The organism is Streptomyces sp. NRRL B-24484 (assembly GCF_000717715.1).
Classification (GTDB): Bacteria; Actinomycetota; Actinomycetes; order Streptomycetales; family Streptomycetaceae; genus Kitasatospora.
Window position 1 is genome coordinate 115,751 of the sequence record NZ_JOAI01000020.1, and the last position, 20,348, is coordinate 136,098.

Below are 20,348 nucleotides of genomic sequence, written 5' to 3' on the forward strand. Positions count from 1 at the left end.
TCCCTGATCTCTCCGGCGGCCTCGGCCTCCAGGGTCCGGCCTGACCCCTTTGGCGGCTACCGTGGATAGTCCAGGGCGGCCGCGCGGGCCGCGTCCGGCGAGCGGGCTCGGTGGGCACCGCGGAAGGTGGGGTAGGGATGGACGCGATCGGCGTGGTGATCGCCCTGGTGATGCTGTTCCTGGTGACCGCCGGAGTCATGGCGGTCGTCGGCACGGTCAAGGCTGCCAAGGCCGTCGCTGCCAAGGTGGAGAAGCACGAGGCCAACGCCCGGCGTGCGGTGGAGAACGCGGCCCTGAGGGCGAAGACCTTCACCAAGCCCGGCTCCCAGGGGCAACTCGCCGCCGTCCGTCTGTCGCTCCGCACCTCCCTCGACGCGACCCGGCAGGTGCTGGAGTCCGGCCTCACCGAGGACAGCCAGCTCGCCGACTCCCTCCAGCTGCTCAACCGGCTCGAAGCCCACGCTGCTGAGCTCGACCGAGAGATGCGCATTCTCGAGCGCGAGCCCGACAGCGCCCGGCTGGCCGTGAAGCTGCCCGAGCTGCGCGAACGCGCCGGCCGGATCACCCACTCCGCTGAGACCATGCGCTGGGCGGCACAGGACCGGATGCGCCGCTTCGCCGACGACGACCTGGCCCGGCTCGGCCGTGAGTGCGAGAACGAAGCGGGGGCGCTGCGGCACTGGGACCGGGTGGACGGTGCCGGTGGTGCGAGTGGCGGCGACGAGGCCGGCACAGGCGTTCCAGGTACAGGGGGATCGGCCGGTCGTGGCACCGGTACCCAGTCGGACGGTGCGTCCGCAGCGGCCGGCGGGACGGCGGCCGCCCGGTCCGAGGAGACCCAGCGCAAGGGCCTCACCGCCGGGAACCGCCTGCGGGCCGAGGACGTGCTCGGACTGGGCGAGCCCCTCAACCGGCTCGCCGACCGGCTGCGCAAGCCGAACACCGGTGGGGCGTAAGGCTTCTGCCCGTCCGGGCCGGCCCGTCCCGCTCGTCCACGGCCGGCCCGGTCCCACTGCGCGGCAGTGCTGTCGGTGGCTTGCGCTGTCATCTGCGCCGGTCGCGGAGTAACCTCCGGCTCATGCCCGGCCACCTCGCCCTCGTCACCGATTCCACGGCCTACCTGCCTCAGGACGTCGTCGACCGCCATCGGATCGAGGTGGTCCCGCTCTCCGTCGTGGTGGGCGACGAGGTCCTCACCGAAGGTGTTGAGATCTCGCCCAAGGACGTCGCCGAGGCGCTGCGTGCCAAGCGCAGGGTCACCACCTCCCGTCCCAATCCGGAGACCTTCGCCTCCGCGTACCGGGCTGCCGCCGAAGCGGGCGCCACAGGTGTCGTCTCTGTCCACATCTCCTCCGAACTCTCGGGTACGTACGAGGCCGCCAAGCTCGCCGCGGCCGGGGCGGACATCCCGGTCGAGGTGGTCGACAGCCGATTGGTCGGCATGGCCCTGGGGCACTGTGTGCTGACGGCCGCACAGGCCGCCGAAGCGGGTCTCGGGCCGGTGGAGGCCGCCGCCGAAGCCGTCCGGCGGTCCTCATTGACCAGCGGTTTCTTCTACGTCGACACGCTCGAGCACCTGCGTCGCGGCGGCCGTATCGGCGCGGCCCGAGCACTGCTCGGCTCGGCCCTCGCGGTGAAGCCGCTGCTGCACCTCTCCGGCGGCCGGATCGAACCGCTGGAGAAGGTGCGAACGGCATCACGGGCGATCGCCCGGCTGGAGGAGATCGCCGTGGAACGCGCCGGCGACGCCGAGGTCGACATCGCCGTTCACCACCTCGCGGCCGAGGACCGTGCGGAGCCACTCGCGGAGCGGCTCCGGGAACGGGTGCCCGGCCTGCGCGACCTCTACGTGGGTGAGGTCGGCGCCGTCATCGGTGCCCACGTCGGACCAGGCCTGCTGGCCGTTGTGGTGTCGCCCCGCTGACGGCACGGCAGCTGCGACTCGAAGGGGGACGGCCCTCGCTGCCGTTCCCTTTCCCTTGACCCAACTGCCTGTGCCGTCCCCGCTGCCGCCCTGGCCGCGGTGAGGCACTGCTGGTTCGCGGTTCCGCTTCGCAGCGGTTCCGATCCGGCTGACGAACGGGGCAAGCCGGCAGGTTCCCGGCCTCCTCCTTTTCATCCTTGTGAGGGAAGGGAGTTATCCACACCCCCGAGTTGTCCACAGGCCTGCGGCGAGTGTGCACGGGTGAGCCTGCGCGTTCGTACCGTCCTCGCATGAAGCACACCACCCGCGGCGCAGCACGGCGCCGAGAGACGACCGAGACCGTTCGGCGGCGACTGGCCGCACTGTTCTCCGCGGCCCTGCGCACGGGCCCGTCACGTGCACCGGCCGGCACACCCGACGGAGCCCTCAGGGACACCCAAGGATCCCCGGCCGGTGTCGGCGCAGACACCACTTCCTCGGGACGGCCGACCGCGACGGCAACAGCGGCCACTGCGGTGGCACCCGGTGCGGCGAGTGCCGCGAGCGCTGCGAACACCGGGGCGGTGCCCGATGCTGCGGCATCAGGCAGCAGGGACGATCGGCTCCCGAACGGACGCCGGTTCACCGCCGGGAGGTTCCGCTCCGACGCCCCGCCGGGCCCGGGACGCTCACCCCGCCGTCGAGCAGCGCGCGACGGACCGTCCGTCACCGCTCCAAGTGCAGGGCTGCCGCCACCGGAGACCTCCTCGCCCTTCGGTGCTGCGGCCGACTCAGCCTCCGTCCCGCCCGACCTCCCGAAGTCTCCCTCGGCCCGGCGGCTCGCCTTCTCCCTGCCGGCCGGCCTGGTCCTGGACCGACGGGCCGCGTTGGGCCTGGCGGCACTGCTCCTGCTGGCCGTCGGCTACGCCGTCCAGCACTTCTGGCTGAGCCGTCCCGAGCCGGTCGCTGTCCCCACGGTCAGTGGGACGTCTGCAACCGTCACAGGAGGCTCGCCCACCTCCACCGGGACCGGCACGACGGCCCCGCACGGCGCGCCGGCACCCACGGTGGTGGTGGACGTGGCCGGCAAGGTCGAGCACCCGGGCCTGCGCACCCTGCCGACGGGCTCCCGCGTCGCCGACGCCCTGCGGGCCGCCGGGGGAGCTCTCGCCGGCACCGAAACCGACTCCCTCAACCTCGCCCGGGTCCTCAGCGACGGCGAGCAGATCCTGGTCGGCGCACCGGCCGGCCAGGGTGCGCCCGGCGTCACCGCCGGCGGCCTGGTCAGCCTCAACCGGGCGACCGCCGAGCAACTCGACACCCTGCCCGGAGTCGGTCCGACGCTCGCCCAACGGATCCTGCAGTACCGAATGACGCACGGCCCGTTCCGCTCGGTCGACCAGCTCCGCCAAGTGCCCGGCATCGGCCAGCGCAAGTTCGACGACATCAAGGGCCTGCTGACGCTCTGACACCGGCCCCCGCGAAGCGCGGAGGGATCGGAGAACCTCACCGACGCGCCGGCTCGGCCGACCGCACCGCGCCCTCGCGTCGCTCATCCCTCCACCGATCACCGATACGCCCCGCACCGAAAGGAGGAACGACGATCGCCGCCACCCTCGCTCCAGCGGTCGACCCGTCGACCTGGGCGGGCACCAGGTCCGCCGGTACCCGAGACCCGGTCGGGCCGAGCCGACGGCCGACGGACCTACGACTGTTCCTGCCCGCACTCACTGCCTGGGCGGCGACCTCCGCCGTGCTCGCAGTGGCTCCGAGCCACCACCCGGCGCTCGTCGTCGCAGCAGCGTTCGCCGCCGGAGCAGCCCTACTCCTGCTCCGGCGGCGAGCAGCCGGCGGCACCCGTCGGACCGCGCCGATGACCGCCGCCGTCCTGATGTCGGCAGCAGCAGCCACACTGACCACCGTCCTGCACACCGCGGACCTCCACCGCGGCCCGATCCCCGACGTCGTCCGACCGCACCTCACCGCGCAGGCCACCGACCCGCACACGTCGGCGGCCCCACTGCACGACGCAGCCCCGTCGAGCGCCGCGGACCTGTCGAACGGAAAGGCCGCGCTTGGCACGGAAGCCGCACCGACGGCCACCACCGCGTCGGCGGGCCCGGGCCCGCCGAACTCCCCTGCGCCACCGGATCCCAACACCGAAGACCACGACGTCGAGACGACCGCCCCTGTCGAGTTGTCGGTGGACCTCATCGTCGCCGGCGACCCGACGGCACGAACCGGGCGGATCCACGGCACCACGCCGGGGCAGGCCGTGCTGACCTTCGACGCGGTGGTGGAGCGCGTGCGGTTCCCCGCCGAGCCCGACCGCTCCGCCGTCACCGTGCACACGCCGGTCACGGTGCTTGTCCGGGCCAAGGACATCGCCGCCTGGCGCGGACTCGTCCCCTCGACCAAGGTGTCGGCCGACGTCCGGGCGACCGCCCCCGGCGAGCGCGACCACGACTCGGCGGCCCGGCTCGTGGCCCTGGGACCGCCGCAGCTGCTGACCCCGCCCGGCCGCGAGCAGCAGCTCGCGGCGCAGCTGCGGACGGGCCTCCGTGAAGCTTCCGACCACCTGTCACCGGACATCCGGGGCCTTCTGCCGGGCCTGGTGGTGGGGGACACCTCGCGCCTCCCCGACGACCTGCGCGAGGCCTTTCGCGCAACGGACCTCGGACACCTGACCGCCGTCAGCGGAGGAAATCTGGCGATCCTCCTCACCGTCCTGCTCGGCGCACCACGGAAGGAGGACGAAGGCGGCCGCGGCGGCCTGGCCGGCCTGCTCGGCCTGTCCATTCGCACGACTGCCCTCGCCGGCACCGGACTGACCCTCGCCTTTGTGACTGTCTGCCGCCCCGAACCGAGCGTCCTCAGAGCGGCCGCCACCGGTCTCATCGGCCTGCTCGCCCTTGCCACCGGCCGTCCCCGCCAGGGCGTTCCGGCGCTCGCCGGTGCGGTCCTGCTCCTGGTGCTCCTCGACCCCTACCTCGCTCGCTCCTACGGCTTCCTGCTCTCCACCCTCGCCACCGCAGGGCTCCTCACCCTCGGCCCGCGGTGGACGGAGGCACTGTGTCGCAGAGGCTGGCCGACCACCCTCGCCACGGCCACGGGCGCCACCGCGGCAGCCCAGGCCCTCTGCGCCCCGGTCACCATCCTGCTCGCCCCTCGGGTCAGCCTGGTGGCCGTCCCCTGCAATCTGCTCGCCGAGGCCGCCGTCGCCCCCGCCACCCTGCTCGGCTTCGCGGCGCTCGCAGTGGCACCGTTCTCCCCCGGAGCCGCCCGTCTGCTCGTGGACCTTGCAGCCGTTCCCACCGGATGGCTGGCAGAGGTGGCCCGACACGGTGCCGCCGTCCCCGGCGCGCTGTTGGACTGGCCCGACGGTCTGGCTGGTGTACTGCTGCTTGCCGCCACCACGGTGGCCCTGTGCTGGGGCCTGCCCCCGCTGCTGGCAGCGCACCGTGGTGCACCTCGCAGGGTCCGGGCCGCCCTGACCGCCTGCGTCGTTCTGGCCCTCACTGCCGTCCTGCTGCGACCGCCCACCGTCACCCGGATCGCCACCGGCTGGCCGCCTGCCGGATGGCACCTCGTCCTGTGCGACGTCGGCCAGGGCGACATGGCCGTGCTCCCGCTCACCGCCGACACCGCCGTGGTCGTGGACACCGGGCCCGACCCGTCGGCCGCCGACGCCTGTCTGCGCGAACTCGGCATCACTCGGATCCCGTTACTGATCCTCACCCACTTCCACGCCGACCATGTCGAGGGCCTGCCCGGCGTGCTGCGCGGGCGCACGGTCGGGGCGCTCCAAGTCACCCTGCTGGGCACGCCACCCGGCGAACAGGCCCGGGTCCTGCGATGGGCGTCGGCCGCAGCCGTCCCCGTACTGCAGGCGTACCGCGGTGAGCACCGCACCGCAGGCCCGCACCTGGCCTGGGACGTCCTGTGGCCCGACGACACCCTCGGACCGGCCACCCCCGGGGCCAACAACGCCAGCGTCGCACTCCTCGCCACCGTCGGGCAGCCCGGGGACCAACTCCGGCTCGCCCTGCTCGGCGACCTCGAACCACCGGCCCAGGCCGCACTCCTGCAGCGCGGACCGCCCGGCCAGGTCGACGTCCTCAAAGTGGCCCATCACGGCTCGGCCAACCAGGACTGGGACCTCACCGGTGCACTGCACCCGACGCTGGCACTGATCTCATGCGGCCACGACAACCCGTACGGGCACCCGGCACCGCGCACCGTCGACCGGCTGGCCGCACTCGGTGCCACCGTGCTGCGCACCGACCGCGTCGGGGACGTGGCAGTCCTCGGCGGCCACCGGCACCTGCAGGTTGCCACCCACCACCACAGCCAACGGAGTTGAACCACCGTGACCAAGTGCTCCGCAGGCACGGACGCGCTGCGCATGCCGGTGTCGGGCGGCGCCGACGTGCTCAGGCCCCAGCGTTCACCGGACCTCGTCGTGCGCCGCGGCGGACCCGCCGGCACCCGCCTCGAAGCGTTCGGTGCCGACCACGCGGAGCAGCTCCAGGCATCCGGCGGCAGTGGTGCCGGGTGTCGGAGTGAACAGCAACAGTCGCTGGTCCTCGGTCGGGGTCAGCAGCGCCTCGCAGTCCAGGCTGATAGGGCCGATCGTCGGGTGCACCACGCACATCCGACTGGTCCGGCGGACAGCCACCTCGTGCAGCTCCCACAACCGGGCGAACTCGTCACTCGCCCCGGCGATCCGGGCCACCAGAGTCTCGGCGGCCCCGTCCCGGGACCGTCGGGCCACCGCAGCCCGCAGGTCCGCGACATGCACCCGACTCCAGTGGTCGCGCTCCCCCTCCGGGTACGCCTGCCGGACCGTCGGGTCGGTGAACCACCGCCAGACCACATTGCGCTGGTCCTCGCGCAGCGAGCAGACGCTGCCGAAGAGCGCGGTGGCCATGGCGTTCTGGGCGAGCAGATCGCCGAGGTCGCTGACGACCTGAGCCGGCGTCTCCTTCAGCTGGTCCAGCAGGTGGAGCAGGGCCGGACGGACGTGGTCCCCGGCCTGCCGCCCGGCAGGCGGCCGATGTCCTGCCAGCAGGTGCAGATGGTCCCGCTCGTCCTCGGAGAGGCGCAGGGCCCGGGCGAGCGCGGCGAGCATCTGGACGGACGGCTGCGGGCCGCGAGCCTGCTCCAGACGCGTGTAGTAGTCGGCTGACATGCCGGCGAGCTGCACGACCTCCTCGCGGCGAAGACCCGGGGTCCGGCGGCGAGAGCCGGCCGGCAGCCCGACGTCCTGCGGGCTCAGCCGCTCACGGGAACGGCGAAGGAAGTCTGCGAGCTCACGGCGGTCCATCTCCATGATCCCCATGATGCGGTGGCGGGACTGCGGGTAGCCAGGGTCTGCCGATACCACCTTTCCCCGCCACGCGTGAGCACCACGCAGGGAACGCAGTTGACCGTGTCAGGACCCATCCGCTGGACACCGAGGCCGCCACTGGACCTACCCCTCAGCCCGCAGCGTCAGGCCACCCTGTCAGTCCTCCTCGCGCCACCCGTCCTGGGCGTCTGCGACATTGTCGAGTTCGGCGAGCAGTGCAGGGGTCCAACCGTCCTCGGGGGCCTCGAACACCAGCAGCCACTGGGCGTCTTCGGCGTCGTCCTCACCAGCGAGCGCATCCCGGACGAGCTCCGGGTCGTCGAGGTCCGGGCAGCTGGCGACGAGGGCCTCGCGGGCCTCCTCGGCGGCGTCGCGGTCGGGCAGGACGAGCAGTTGGCGGGCATGCTTCTTGATCACCGCACCATTCTGCAATCGGCCGCCGGGCCGTGCGGTGCGGGGGTGTCACCGCACCGTGCGATCCTGGTACGCGATGGCCAGGAAGAGTGCACCCGACGACCTGCTCGCCCCGCTGACCCTCGTGGTCGGCCAGGAGGAGCTGCTGCTCGACCGCGCAGTCGCCGAGGTGGTGGCCGCCGCCAAGGCGGCGGACCCCGACACCGACGTGCGGGACCTGGCGCCCGGTGCCCTGCAGCCGGGGAGTCTCGCGGAGCTGACCACACCGTCGCTCTTCGCCGAGCGGAAGGTGATCGTCGTCCGTGCCGCCCAGGACCTCTCTGCCGATTCGGTGAAGGAGGTAAAGGCGTACATCGACTCGCCGGCCGAGGAGGTGATCATGGTCCTCGTCCACGCCGGCGGTGCCAAGGGCAAGGGCCTGCTGGACGCGGCGAAGAAGGCCGGCGCCCGCGAGGTCCAGTGCGCCAAGCTGACCAAGAGCAGCGACAAACTCGCCTTTGTCCGCAACGAGTTCCGCCGGCTCGGCCGCTCGGCGGGTCCGGAGACCTGCCAGGCACTGCTCGACGCACTCGGCAGCGACCTGCGCGAGCTGGCAGCCGCCTGTAGTCAGCTCACGGCCGACATCGAAGGGACGATCGACGAGGCCGCGGTCGCCCGCTACTACAGCGGCCGGGCCGAGGCCACCGGCTTCGAGGTCGCCGACCTCGCGGTGACAGGCCGCGCGGCGGAGGCACTGGAGCGGCTCCGGTGGGCACTGGCCGTGGGGCAGCCGCCCACCGGCATCACCTACGCGCTGGCCTCCGGCGTCCGCAGCATCGGCCGACTGGCCACCGTCGGCCGGTCGATGCGTCCGGCCGACCTCGCCCGCGAGCTCGGCATGCCGCCGTGGAAGGTCGAGCGCGTCCGCCAGCAGATGCGCGGGTGGACGGGCGACGGCGTGGCCGCCGCCCTGACCGCGGTCGCCGAGGCTGACGCCGCCGTCAAGGGCGGTTCCGACGACCCCGCCTACGCCTTGGAACGTGCCGTGGTCGCCGTTGCCCGCGCGGCGCGTTCCGGCTCCCGCCAGTACTGACACCCGGGCCGTCCCGGGTGGCCAACTGACCCCGGGCAAGCTCCACCCACGAGTCCGACTCGTCGATGCAGGACCCGATCGGACCCGGCCCAGGCCCAGGCCCGGGTCCGGCCGCTGCCGATTCAGCCGCCGAGTGCCCGGAGGATCGCCCGGCTGTCGACGACCAGCGCCTGCCGGATCTGTTCCCGGTCTGGTGCCGTCGTCTTGCCCTCCTGGAACGACCCTGACCAGCTCAGGTAGTACGTCAGGCCGCGGTCCCGCACGTACAGCACATGGGTGATGTAGTGCCAGCTGGAGTCGGAGCCGCTCGGATCGTCGAGGTAGCCGAGGTAGGCCTCCTGACCGAGGTCGGGCACCGAGGTGATCTGGTACTTCCGCTGCTGCAGCCCGGACTTCTGCGCCTCGAACTCTGGCTCGGGGTCGACGGCCTTGTGCAGCTGGGCCTCGACGTAGAGGGAGACGTACTCGGTGTCCGCGCCGGTCTTCTTGAGGTACTGGCTGCAGTACATGTCGTCGAGGGCGGGGTGCCGGGTCGCATAGTGGTACGGCTTCCCGTACTGCGAGGGGTAGAGCTGCTCGAACGAGGTCAGCTTGGCCGTCGTGCAGATGTCGCTGACCAGGTGGTACGAACCCGGGCCCGGCACCTCGCGTCCGGTGGCCACCAGCGAGGGCACGGTGAGTACGGCAGTGGCCCACACGGCGGAGGCCACCAGGACGCCGCCCACCCCCCAGAGCAGCCCTCTTCGCGCGCCGCCCCCTCGGGAACGCCCGCTCGCGGAACCCGCAGCACCGGGAGCGACCCCACCCGGCCCGGCGTTGCCGCCCGGCCCGGGAATACCACCCGGCCCGGCGACGGCCCCCATCCCGGCGGTGCCGACCGCGCTACCGAATCCGCTGTAGGGACCGGTGCCGTACGGGCCGGGTCCGGTCGTACGGGGTGCCCCGGCGTGTGGTGGCGGCGGTGGTGTCGACATCGGAGCCCCCAGTGGCCGTCCGGCGGATGGTAGGACCGAACCATACCGGTCAGCAGGTCATCACAGAGAGTCGCCATCCGGCCGCGGCGCGTACCGAACCCGCGCCGCGTGCAGAACCCGCGCCGCGTGCAGAACCCGCGCCGCGTGCAGAACCCGCGCCGCGCACTCGGACCCGAACCCGCGCACTCGGACCCCCGCCGCGCCACATGTCGAACCCCGTCCCGCGTCCTTCCGGTCGAAGGGCGAAACGCAGATTGCCCGCCCGGTGGGAACCGGACGGGCAATCGGTAAGGTGCCGGCGAGCCGGCTCCTCGGTTGAGCTCTGTGTACCGCACCCGCGTGGCGAACGCAGGCCGCGTGCGGTACGGAGTCGTACGTCTCGGGGCTCCGGATAGAGGGCCGTTGCGCTCCGAGAGGTGGGTGGTCGGCGGGGCGGGTAGAGGGCCGCGGTCGCGCCGACCTCCGGGTCGTGCCCGGGGTGCCGTCACCGCTGCGGGCGGTGCGGCGTCCGCGGAAATCAGGCGGCGTTGACCAGCTTGGTGATCGCCGACTTCTTGTTGGCGGCCTGGTTCTTGTGGATGACGCCCTTGCTGGCGGCCTTGTCGAGGGCCTTGGCGGCCTCGCGGGCCAGCACGGTGGCCTTCTCGTTCTCGCCGGCGGCAGCAGCCTCGCGGGCCTTGCGGATCGCGGTCTTCAGCGAGGACTTGACGGCCTTGTTGCGCAGGCGCGCCTTCTCGTTGGTCTTGTTGCGCTTGATCTGGGACTTGATGTTCGCCACGAATGAGCCTCAGTCTGTGTGAAACGGTCTCGACGGGTTGCACCGGAGCGGCTTCGGACCAGCTGAGAGGGCATGCCGAAGCCAGGTGCAGCGCCCCACGCTACCAGGGGCGGTCGGCCGTCCCCAAACCGGACGCTCCGCCGCGACCGCCGGGTCCTAGCAGTCGGCTCGCCGGGGCCGGGCCACCCCTCCACCATCCCGCCACCGTCCAGCCACCACCCCGGCGGTGCCCTCCTGCGCCTCTCGCCGCCCCGCTGCGCCCCTCACCGCCCTACGGCCGGACCGGCCCCGCCGCGAGCACCGGCTCCCCGTAGTGCTCCACCACCGGGAACGGCTCGTAGAAGTGGTGCAGCAGCTCCCGCCACCGCCCGTACTCGGGGGAGCCGCGGAAGCCCTCGGTGTGGTCGGCCGGCGTCTCCCACTCCACCTGCAGCAGGAAGCGTGAGGTGCTGCCCTCGTCCAGGCAGCGCCGCAGCTCCAGCGAACGGAAACCGCGCTGGACGGCGATCAGCGGCCGGGCCTCGGCGAAGGCCGCGAGGAAGGCCTCCTCCTCGCCGGGGCGGACGTCCAGCAGCGCACTTTCGAGGATCATGGACGGCCATCCTTCCGGATCCGCGCACCCCCGGGAAGGGCCCGCTCAGGCCCCCGGCCGGGGCGGCGGATCCCGCCCGACCCGGCTCGCCGCCACAGTGGCTCGGGCTCGTGGGAGGATGGGGGGAGCCATTATCGATCGGACGAGACCGTCCGGTCCCCGGGAAGCCGGTCAGCGATGACCCGGACACCCCGGCCCCCGGACCACACGGAGAATCGGACCAAGGTGCCCGCGACCCCCAGCAATGTGCCAGAGCCCAGCCGGACCGACCCGGCGGTGATCCGCAACTTCTGCATCATCGCCCACATCGACCACGGCAAGTCGACGCTCGCCGACCGGATGCTGCAGATCACCGGCGTCGTCGACCCGCGGCAGATGCGCGCCCAGTACCTCGACCGCATGGACATCGAGCGTGAGCGCGGCATCACCATCAAGTCGCAGGCCGTCCGCCTCCCGTGGGCGCCCAAGACCGGCGCGAACGCGGGCACCACGCACATCCTCAACATGATCGACACCCCGGGCCACGTGGACTTCACGTACGAGGTGTCCCGCTCCCTGGCGGCCTGCGAGGGCACCATCCTGGTGGTCGACGCGGCCCAGGGCATCGAGGCGCAGACCCTCGCCAACCTCTACCTGGCGCTGGAGAACGACCTCACGATCATCCCGGTCCTCAACAAGATCGACCTGCCGGCCGCCCAGCCCGAGAAGTACGCGGCGGAGATCGCGCACATCATCGGTTGCGACCCGGCGGACGTGCTCAAGGTCAGCGCCAAGACCGGCCTCGGCGTCGAGGACCTGCTCGACCACATCGTCGACAACATCCCGGCCCCGGTCGGCGTCAAGGACGCCCCGGCCCGCGCGATGATCTTCGACTCGGTGTACGACTCCTACCGCGGTGTGGTCACCTACGTCCGAGTGGTCGACGGTCAGCTCACCAAGCGCGAGCGCATCGCGATGATGTCCACCGGCGCCACCCACGAGCTGCTGGAGATCGGCGTCATCTCGCCGGAGCCCAAGGTCGCGGACGGCCTGGGCGTCGGCGAGGTCGGCTACATCATCACCGGTGTGAAGGACGTCCGGCAGTCCAAGGTGGGTGACACGATCACCTCGATGCACAAGGGTGCGACCGTGCCGCTCGGCGGCTACAAGGACCCGCGTCCGATGGTGTTCTCCGGCCTGTACCCGCTGGACGGCTCGGACTACCCGCTGCTGCGCGACGCCCTCGACAAGCTGCGCCTGAACGACGCCGCGCTGGTCTACGAGCCGGAGACCTCGGTCGCGCTCGGCTTCGGCTATCGCTGCGGCTTCCTCGGCCTGCTGCACCTGGAGATCATCCGGGAGCGCCTGGAGCGCGAGTTCAACCTCGACCTGATCTCCACCGCCCCCAACGTGATCTACCGCGTGATCATGGAGGACGGCAGCGAGCACACCGTCACCAACCCGAGCGAGTTCCCCACCGGCAAGATCGCCGAGGTGTTCGAGCCGGTCGTGCGCGGCACCATCCTGGCGCCGAACGAGTTCGTCGGCGCGATCATGGAGCTCTGCCAGTCCCGCCGCGGCAGCCTGCAGGGCATGGACTACCTCTCCGAGGACCGCGTCGAGCTGCGCTACACCCTGCCGCTCGCGGAGATCGTCTTCGACTTCTTCGACCAGCTGAAGTCCAAGACCCGCGGCTACGCCTCGCTCGACTACGAGCCCATCGGCGAGCAGTCGGCCAGCCTGGTGAAGGTCGACATCCTGCTGCACGGCGACGCGGTGGACGCCTTCTCCGCGATCGTGCACAAGGACAAGGCCTACAACTACGGCGTCATGATGGCGGGCAAGCTGCAGAAGCTGATCCCCCGCCAGCAGTTCGAGGTGCCGATCCAGGCCGCCATCGGCTCCCGCGTCATCGCCCGCGAGACCGTCCGCGCGATCCGCAAGGACGTCCTCGCGAAGTGCTACGGCGGTGACATCTCCCGCAAGCGGAAGCTGCTGGAGAAGCAGAAGGAGGGCAAGAAGCGCATGAAGATGGTCGGCCGGGTGGAGGTCCCGCAGGAGGCCTTCATCGCCGCACTGTCCACCGACGCGGAAGCTCCCAAGGAGAAGAAGTAGCGTCCTCGGCACTGCCGACGGCGGAGGCCGCCACCCGGGTCGACCGGGCGGCGGCCTCCGCCGTTTCCGCGAGCCCCTGCCCGGATCCGTCGGCCCCCGCCGGATCGGTGCTTCCGGGCGGGGCACTCACTTCACGTGCGTGAGCTTCTCCGGGTTCACCACCACGTAGGCCTCGGTGATCCGGCCGTCCGCGACGGTGAAGGCGATCACGCCGGCCACCACGCCCGGCGAGGAGTGGATCACCAGGCCGGGCTCACCGTTGACCTGGGCGAAGGCGACGGTGGCCTCGGCGGTGACGAACTTCGCCACCAGGCCGACGACCAGCCGGGAGACCCGGTCCGCGCCGACGATCGGCCGGACGCCCGCGCTGACCACGCCGCCGCCGTCCGAGTGCCACACGACGTCCGGGTCGAGCACCGCCAGCAGGGCCTGGAGGTCGCCGCCGGCCGTCGCCGCCGCGAAGGCGTTCACCGCCTGCCGGTGCTCGACCGGGTCGACGGTGCTCCGCCGGCTGCCCTCCTTCACCCGCCGGCGGGCCCGGGAGGCGAGCTGGCGGGCGGCCTCCGGGCTGCGCTCCAGGGTGGCGGCGATCTCGTCGAAGCCGACCGAGAAGACGTCGTGCAGCACGAAGGCGGCGCGCTCGGCCGGGGTGAGCTGCTCCATCACGGTGAGCACCGCCATCGACACCGACTCGCCGAGTTCCGCGAGGTCGGCGGGGGAGGCCTCGTCGGTGACCAGCGGCTCGGGCAGCCACTCGCCGTAGTACTCCTCGCGGCGCACCCGGGCCGAGCCGAGCTGGTCGTAGCAGAGCCGGGTGACCACGGTGGTGAGGAAGGCGCGGGGCTCGGCCACCGAGGCCCGGTCGGCGGACTGCCAGCGCAGCCACGCCTCCTGCAGCACGTCCTCCGCGTCGGCCACCGAGCCGAGCAGCCGGTAGGCGACGGCCCCCAGGTAGCGCCGGTAGGTCTCGAACGGGTCGGCGAGCGCCGCATCGGTATCGGTCACCCCGCCACGCTAGCGCGATCTTCACCGACCGGGTCGAACGTCCCCCGCACCCGCACCTGCGGCCACGACCTGCCACCCCACCGGGACCCACCCGTACCGGCGCCGATGCCGACTCTGCCGACGCCGACGCCGACCCCCGCCGCCGACGACGCCGACGACCCCGGGACCACCTGCACCCCCCTCGGACGCGCCTCGGGGGAGGCCCGGTGGTCCCGGACCTCCCCCGAGGGGTCGGACGGCCGCTGCGGCGCGCCTCAGTCGACCTCGGCCACCGCCTCGGCGAACTGCGCCTGGTAGAGCCGCGCGTACGCGCCCTCCGCCGCGATCAGTCCGTCGTGCGAGCCCTGCTCGACGATCGAGCCGTTCTCCATCACCAGGATCACGTCGGCGTCCCGGATGGTGGAGAGGCGGTGCGCGATCACGAAGCTGGTGCGGCCGGTGCGCAGCCGCGCCATGGCCTTCTGGATGAGCACCTCGGTGCGGGTGTCGACCGAGCTGGTCGCCTCGTCCAGCACCAGGATGGACGGCTGGGCGAGGAACGCCCGGGCGATGGTGATCAGCTGCTTCTCGCCCGTGCTGACGCCGGTGCCCTCGTCGTCGATCACGGTGTCGTAGCCGTCCGGCAGGGTCCGGACGAAGCGGTCGACGTGGGCGGCCTTCGCGGCCTCCACCACCTGCTCGCGGGTGGCACCGGTGGCGCCGTACGCGATGTTGTCGGCGATGGTGCCGCCGAACAGCCAGGTGTCCTGGAGCACCATGCCGATGCCGGAGCGCAGCTCCTCGCGGGACATCGCGGCGATGTCGATGCCGTCCAGGGTGATCCGGCCCGCGCTGACCTCGTAGAACCGCATCAGCAGGTTGACCAGCGTGGTCTTGCCCGCGCCGGTCGGGCCGACGATGGCGACGGTCTGGCCGGGCTCGACCTTCAGCGACAGGCTCTCGATGAGCGGCTTCTCCGGCTCGTAGCTGAAGGCCACGTCCTCGAAGGCGACCCGCCCGGCCAGCTCGGCGGGGCGCTCCGGCATGGCCGGCTCCGGGGTCTGCTCGGGGGCGTCGAGCAGTTCGAAGACACGCTCCGCGGAGGCCACGCCGGACTGCACCAGGTTCGCCATCGAGGCGACCTGGGTGAGCGGCTGGCTGAACTGCCGGGAGTACTGGATGAAGGCCTGCACGTCGCCGATGGAGAGCGCGCCGCTCGCCACCCGCAGACCGCCGACCACCGCGACCAGCACGTAGTTCAGGTTGCCGATCAGCATCATAGCCGGCTGGATGATGCCGGAGATGAACTGGGCCCGGAAGGCGGAGTCGTACAGCGCCTCGTTCTCGCGGGCGAAGATCGCCGCGGCCTCCTTCTGGCGGCCGAAGGTCTTCACCAGGGTGTGCCCGGTGTACATCTCCTCGATGTGGGCGTTGAGCGCGCCGGTCGTCTTCCACTGGGTGACGAACTGCGGCTGCGCCCGCTTGCCGACCCGGGTGGCGACGACGACGGACAGCGGCACCGAGATCAGGGCGATCACGGCCAGCAGCGGGGAGATCCAGAACATCATCCCCAGCACGCCGACGATGGTGAGCAGGGAGTTCACCACCTGGCCCGTGGTCTGCTGCATCGACTGGCCGATGTTGTCGATGTCGTTGGTGACCCGGCTGAGCACCTCGCCGCGGGGCTGCCGGTCGAAGTAGCTGAGCGGCAGCCGGGCGATCTTCGCCTCGACGTCGGCGCGCAGCCGGAAGACCGTCCGCTGGATGGCGGTGGTGGCGAGCCGGCCCTGGACGATGCCGAAGACGGCGGAGGCCACGTAGATCGCCAGCACCCAGAGCAGCACGGTGCCGATGGCGTTGAAGTCCATGCCCTGGCCGGGCGTGAACGGCACGGTGGAGAGCATGTCGGCGATGCTGCCCTTGCCCTCGGCGGTCAGGCCGTTCAGGACCTGCTGCTTGGTGGCGCCGGCCGGCGACTGGGCGCCGACCACGCCGGCGAAGATCAGGTCGGTGGCCCGGCCGAGGATGTACGGCCCGGCGACGGCGCAGCCGATGCTGACGGCGCCGAGGGCGAGGACGCCGTACAGCAGCGGCCGCTCGGGGCGGAGCAGGCCGAGGACCCTGCGGCCGGAGCCCTTGAAGTCCATGGACTTCTCGGCGCCCTGGCCGCCCATGAAGCGGCCGGGTCCGGCCGGGCCGCGCCGGGCGGCGGCCTCCTGCGAGGCGCTGCGGGGCTTCTGACCGGGGGTGGTCACGCCGCCTCCTGTTCGGTGAGCTGGGAGAGGACGATCTCCCGGTAGGTCGGGTTGTCGGCCATCAGCTCCTGGTGGGTGCCGGTGCCGACCACGGCGCCCTCGTCGAGCACGATGATCCGGTCGGCGTCGCGGATGGTCGAGACCCGCTGGGCGACGATGACGACGGTGGCGTCGGAGGTCTCGGTGGCCAGGGCCCGGCGCAGTCTGGCGTCGGTGGCGTAGTCGAGGGCCGAGAAGGAGTCGTCGAAGAGGTAGATCTCCGGCTTGCGGACGAGTGCCCGGGCGATCGCCAGGCGCTGGCGCTGGCCGCCGGAGACGTTGGCGCCGCCCTGGGAGATCGGGGCCTCCAGGCCCTCGGTGAACCGCTCGACGAACTCCTTGGCCTGGGCGGTGGCCAGGGCCTCCCAGAGTTCCTCGTCGGTGGCCTCGGGCCGGCCGTAGCGGAGGTTGGAGGCGACGGTGCCGGAGAAGAGGTAGGGCTTCTGCGGGACCACGCCGATGACCTCGGACAGCCGGGCCGGGTCGATCTCCCGGACGTCCACGCCGTTGACCAGCACCTGGCCGCCGGTGGCGTCGAAGAGCCGGGGGACGAGGCCGAGCAGGGTAGACTTGCCGGAGCCGGTGGAGCCGATGATCGCGGTGGTCTCGCCGGGGCGGGCCAGGATGTCGATGCCGCGCAGGACTGGGGCCTCGGCGCCGGGGTAGCGGAACTCCACGTCGCGCAGTTCCAGCCGGCCGCGGCCGTCGAGCTCGGTCACCGGGGCGGTGGGGGCCACGACGCTCGACTCGGTGGAGAGGACCTCCTGGATGCGCTCGGCGCAGACCTCGGCGCGCGGCACCATCATGAACATGAAGGTGGCCATCATGACGCTCATGAGGATCTGCATGAGGTAGGAGAGGAAGGCCGTCAGCGCGCCGATCTGCATGCCGCCGCTGTCGATCCGGTGGGCGCCGAACCAGAGCACGGCGACGCTGGAGATGTTCACCACCGACATCACGGCGGGGAACATGAAGGCCATCAGGCGGCCGACGCGGAGCGACACGTCGGCGAGCTCCTGGTTGGCACCGCCGAACCGCTCCTGCTCGTGGCCGTCCTTGACGAACGCCCGGATGACCCGGATGCCGGTGATCTGCTCGCGCAGGATGCGGTTGACGCCGTCGATGCGCTGCTGCATGCCGCGGAACTGCGGGCGCAGCTTGCGGACCAGCAGGACGACGACGATGCCGAGCAGCGGGACGACGGCGAGCAGCAGCGCGGAGAGCGGGACGTCCTGGTTGAGCGCCATGACGATGCCGCCGACGCACATGATCGGCGCGGCCACCATCAGGGTGAACGCCATCAGCACCAGCATCTGGATCTGCTGGACGTCGTTGGTGGTGCGGGTGATCAGCGAGGGGGCGCCGAAGTGGCCGAGCTCGCGGGTGGAGAAGCCCTGGACCCGGTCGAAGACGGTGGCGCGGATGTCCCGACCGATGCCCATCGCCGTCCGGGCGCCGAAGTAGACCGCGCAGATGGAGCAGACGGCCTGGGCGAGCGAGACGGCGATCATCACGCCGCCGATCTGCAGGATGTAGCCCGTGTCGCCCTTGATCACGCCGTTGTCGATGATGTCGGCGTTCAGCGTGGGTAGGTACAGGGCACCGATGGTGGAGACGAGCTGGAGGAGGACCAGCAGCAGGATCGGTTGGCGGTAGGGCCCGAGGTGGGCCCGCAACAGTCTGATCAGCACCGTGACACTCTCGTCCTCGACGCGGATGCGCGCATCCTCATTTAGGTCTACTCGCGACTGGGTATTTCGTGCTAGGACCGCCCCAGTCGCCGGGGTGGTCCCACCCTGCACTGCAGCTCCGACGGTGTGCCAGCTGTCCGGACCCCCTTACGGAACCGCCGATCACGCCCTAGGCTGCTGCCTGGTTCTTGTTACTTGCTGGTTAACAAGGCGAGCCGGGTCCGGCTGCCCCCACGGCCGCCCGTCCCTCACCCTCGGCCACCCGCCCCCCGGAGGTCCTCGTTGAGTTCCGTGCAGTCCATGATCGAGCGGCGTCCGCCCTCCGTGGCCCATCTCTTCCTCAGCAGGGTAAAGGCCACGCCCGACGGTGAGGCCTACCGGTACCCCGTGCCGGTCGACGAGCACGCCGCGGACGGTGCGCCCGGTGCCGAGCAGTGGCGCTCGCTGACCTGGGCACAGACCGCGGAGCGGGTCAGAGCGGTCGCCGCCGGCCTGATGTCGCTCGGTATCGAGGCCGAGGACCGCGTGGCGGTGTCCTCGACCACCCGGGTCGAGTGGATCATCGCGGACCTGGGGAACATGTGCGCCGGTGCTGCCACCACCACCGTGTACCCCAGCACCAATGCGGACGAAACGGCGTTCATCCTCGCCAACTCGGCCAGCCGGGCGATGTTCGCCGAGAACGAGAAGCAGCTGGCCAAGGCGGTCGAGCGGAAGGCCGAGCTGCCGGCCCTCGAAACGGTGATCCTCTTCGACGCCGCCGCCGGTGAGCCGGAGACCGCCGGCCTGACCGTGATCACCCTGGCGGAGCTGGAGGAGCGCGGCGCCGCGTACCTCGTCGACCACCCTGACGCGGTCGACAAGGCCGTCGACGCGCTGGAGCCCGAGCAGCTCGCCACCCTCATCTACACCTCCGGCACCACCGGCCGCCCCAAGGGTGTGCGCCTGGTGCACGACTGCTGGTCCTACGAGGGACTGGCCCAGGAGGAGAGCGGGCTGCTGCGCGCCGACGACGTGCAGTTCATGTGGCTGCCGCTGTCCCACGTCTTCGGCAAGACGCTGATCTCCGGCCAGATCGCCACCGGCCACGTGATGGCCGTGGACGGCCGGGTGGACCGGATCATCCACAACCTGCCGGTGATCCGCCCGACCCTGATGGCCTCCGCCCCGCGCATCTTCGAGAAGGTCTACAACGGCATCGCCGGCAAGGCCCGGGCCGAGGGCGGCGCCAAGTACAAGATCTTCCAGTGGGCCGCCAAGGTCGCCCGCGACCACGCCCGCACCACCCAGGCCAACCAGATCGCCACCGGCCGGGCCACCGCACCGTTCGCGCTGGACCTCCAGCACAAGATCGCCGACAAGCTGGTCTACGCCAAGATCCGCGCCGCGTTCGGCGGCCGGATGCGCGGCTCGGTCTCCGGCAGCGCCGCGCTCGCCCCCGAGATCGGCTTCTTCTTCATGGGCGCCGGCGTGCCGATCCTGGAGGGCTACGGCCTGACGGAGACCTCGGCCGGCTCCACCGTCAACCGCGACGGCGCGACGCGCGTCGGCTCGGTCGGCCTGCCGCTGCCCGGCACCGAGGTCCGGATCGCCGAGGACGGCGAGATCCTGCTCCGCGGCCCCGGCGTCATGCGCGGCTACCACCAGCTGCCCGAGCAGACCGCCGAGGTGCTGGAGCCGGACGGCTGGTTCCACACCGGCGACATCGGCGAGCTCGACAAGGACGGCTACCTGCGGATCACCGACCGCAAGAAGGACATGTTCAAGACCTCCGGCGGCAAGTACGTCGCCCCCAGCGAGGTCGAGGGCAAGTTCAAGGCCATCTGCCCGTTCGTCAGCAACATCCTGGTCATCGGCAACCAGCGGAACTTCTGCACCGCCCTGATCGGCCTGGACGAGACCGTCCTCATGTCGTGGGCCGCCGACCACGGCCTGGCCGGCAAGAGCTACGCCGAGGTGGTCGCCGCACCGGAGACCAACAAGCTCATCGAGGGCTTCGTGACCCGCCTCAACGGCGAGCTGCAGCGCTGGCAGACGATCAAGAAGTTCACCCTGCTGCCGCGCGACCTCGACATCGAGCACGGCGAGCTGACCCCCAGCCTCAAGATCAAGCGGCCGGTGGTCGAGCGCGAGTACGCCGACGCCATCACCGACATGTACGCCGGATCCAACGAGGCCTGACCGGGCCCGCACCAGGTGTGA

15 protein-coding genes are annotated in these 20,348 nt (G+C 71.7%); 7 read left to right on the forward strand and 8 right to left on the reverse strand.

Annotation, left to right across the window (positions count from 1 at the left end; genetic code table 11):
* Nucleotides 1-137: 137 nt before the first annotated feature.
* From IE98_RS0119485 to IE98_RS0119500, 4 genes are all read left to right on the forward strand, one after another.
* On the forward strand, nt 138-956 hold the full coding sequence (locus tag IE98_RS0119485) for a hypothetical protein (protein ID WP_030270570.1): 819 nt from the start codon (nt 138-140) through the stop codon (nt 954-956).
* A gap of 122 nt (nt 957-1,078) precedes the next feature.
* On the forward strand, nt 1,079-1,924 hold the full coding sequence (locus IE98_RS0119490; protein WP_030270571.1) for a DegV family protein: 846 nt from the start codon (nt 1,079-1,081) through the stop codon (nt 1,922-1,924).
* An 866-nt stretch (nt 1,925-2,790) separates the two neighbouring features.
* Nucleotides 2,791-3,372 carry a ComEA family DNA-binding protein gene (locus IE98_RS50935; RefSeq protein ID WP_234443597.1) on the forward strand — a complete coding sequence of 194 codons (582 nt, stop codon included), beginning with the start codon at nt 2,791-2,793 and terminating at the stop codon, nt 3,370-3,372.
* Between the two features lie 404 nt (nt 3,373-3,776).
* The gene (locus IE98_RS0119500) at nt 3,777-6,266 is read left to right on the forward strand and encodes a ComEC/Rec2 family competence protein (RefSeq protein WP_052390701.1); all 2,490 of its coding nucleotides are present in this window, start codon (nt 3,777-3,779) and stop codon (nt 6,264-6,266) included.
* A gap of 84 nt (nt 6,267-6,350) precedes the next feature.
* Here the strand turns inward: IE98_RS0119500 and IE98_RS0119505 are convergent, their stop codons facing one another.
* Both IE98_RS0119505 and IE98_RS0119510 read right to left on the reverse strand, forming a co-directional pair.
* Nucleotides 6,351-7,235: a helix-turn-helix transcriptional regulator gene (locus IE98_RS0119505; RefSeq protein WP_030270574.1), complete on the reverse strand. Its 885-nt coding sequence runs from the start codon at nt 7,233-7,235 to the stop codon at nt 6,351-6,353.
* Between the two features lie 174 nt (nt 7,236-7,409).
* Entirely contained in the window at nt 7,410-7,670 is a 261-nt protein-coding gene (locus IE98_RS0119510; RefSeq protein ID WP_030270576.1) for a hypothetical protein, read from the reverse strand.
* 73 nt (nt 7,671-7,743) lie between these two features.
* Between IE98_RS0119510 and holA the strand changes: the two genes are divergently transcribed.
* Nucleotides 7,744-8,739, forward strand: a complete 996-nt coding sequence (gene holA, locus IE98_RS0119515) for a DNA polymerase III subunit delta (protein ID WP_030270578.1) — start codon at nt 7,744-7,746, stop codon at nt 8,737-8,739.
* 122 nt (nt 8,740-8,861) lie between these two features.
* Here the strand turns inward: holA and IE98_RS0119520 are convergent, their stop codons facing one another.
* The 3 genes from IE98_RS0119520 to IE98_RS0119530 all read right to left on the reverse strand — a co-directional run bounded on the left by IE98_RS0119520 (nt 8,862) and on the right by IE98_RS0119530 (nt 11,083).
* On the reverse strand, nt 8,862-9,464 hold the full coding sequence (locus IE98_RS0119520) for a hypothetical protein (protein ID WP_030270580.1): 603 nt from the start codon (nt 9,462-9,464) through the stop codon (nt 8,862-8,864).
* Between the two features lie 766 nt (nt 9,465-10,230).
* Entirely contained in the window at nt 10,231-10,491 is a 261-nt protein-coding gene (gene rpsT / locus IE98_RS0119525) for a 30S ribosomal protein S20 (protein ID WP_030270581.1), read from the reverse strand.
* A gap of 271 nt (nt 10,492-10,762) precedes the next feature.
* Nucleotides 10,763-11,083, reverse strand: a complete 321-nt coding sequence (locus tag IE98_RS0119530; RefSeq protein ID WP_030270582.1) for an antibiotic biosynthesis monooxygenase family protein — start codon at nt 11,081-11,083, stop codon at nt 10,763-10,765.
* Between the two features lie 225 nt (nt 11,084-11,308).
* On the opposite strand from IE98_RS0119530, the gene lepA reads away from it, so the two are divergent.
* Entirely contained in the window at nt 11,309-13,177 is a 1,869-nt protein-coding gene (lepA, locus tag IE98_RS0119535) for a translation elongation factor 4 (protein WP_030270583.1), read from the forward strand.
* 126 nt (nt 13,178-13,303) lie between these two features.
* Here lepA and IE98_RS0119540 read toward each other — a convergent pair whose 3' ends face one another.
* The 3 genes from IE98_RS0119540 to IE98_RS0119550 all read right to left on the reverse strand — a co-directional run bounded on the left by IE98_RS0119540 (nt 13,304) and on the right by IE98_RS0119550 (nt 18,146).
* Nucleotides 13,304-14,182: a sigma-70 family RNA polymerase sigma factor gene (locus IE98_RS0119540; protein ID WP_030270584.1), complete on the reverse strand. Its 879-nt coding sequence runs from the start codon at nt 14,180-14,182 to the stop codon at nt 13,304-13,306.
* A gap of 254 nt (nt 14,183-14,436) precedes the next feature.
* Entirely contained in the window at nt 14,437-16,335 is a 1,899-nt protein-coding gene (locus tag IE98_RS0119545; RefSeq protein WP_199922937.1) for an ABC transporter ATP-binding protein, read from the reverse strand.
* 77 nt (nt 16,336-16,412) lie between these two features.
* Nucleotides 16,413-18,146, reverse strand: coding sequence for an ABC transporter ATP-binding protein (locus tag IE98_RS0119550; protein WP_030270587.1), 1,734 nt, complete (start codon nt 18,144-18,146; stop codon nt 16,413-16,415).
* A gap of 282 nt (nt 18,147-18,428) precedes the next feature.
* On the opposite strand from IE98_RS0119550, the gene IE98_RS0119555 reads away from it, so the two are divergent.
* Nucleotides 18,429-20,327 (forward strand): AMP-dependent synthetase/ligase, encoded by a 1,899-nt coding sequence (locus tag IE98_RS0119555; protein ID WP_030270589.1) that lies wholly within the window; start codon nt 18,429-18,431, stop codon nt 20,325-20,327.
* The last annotated feature ends 21 nt before the right edge of the window (nt 20,328-20,348 follow it).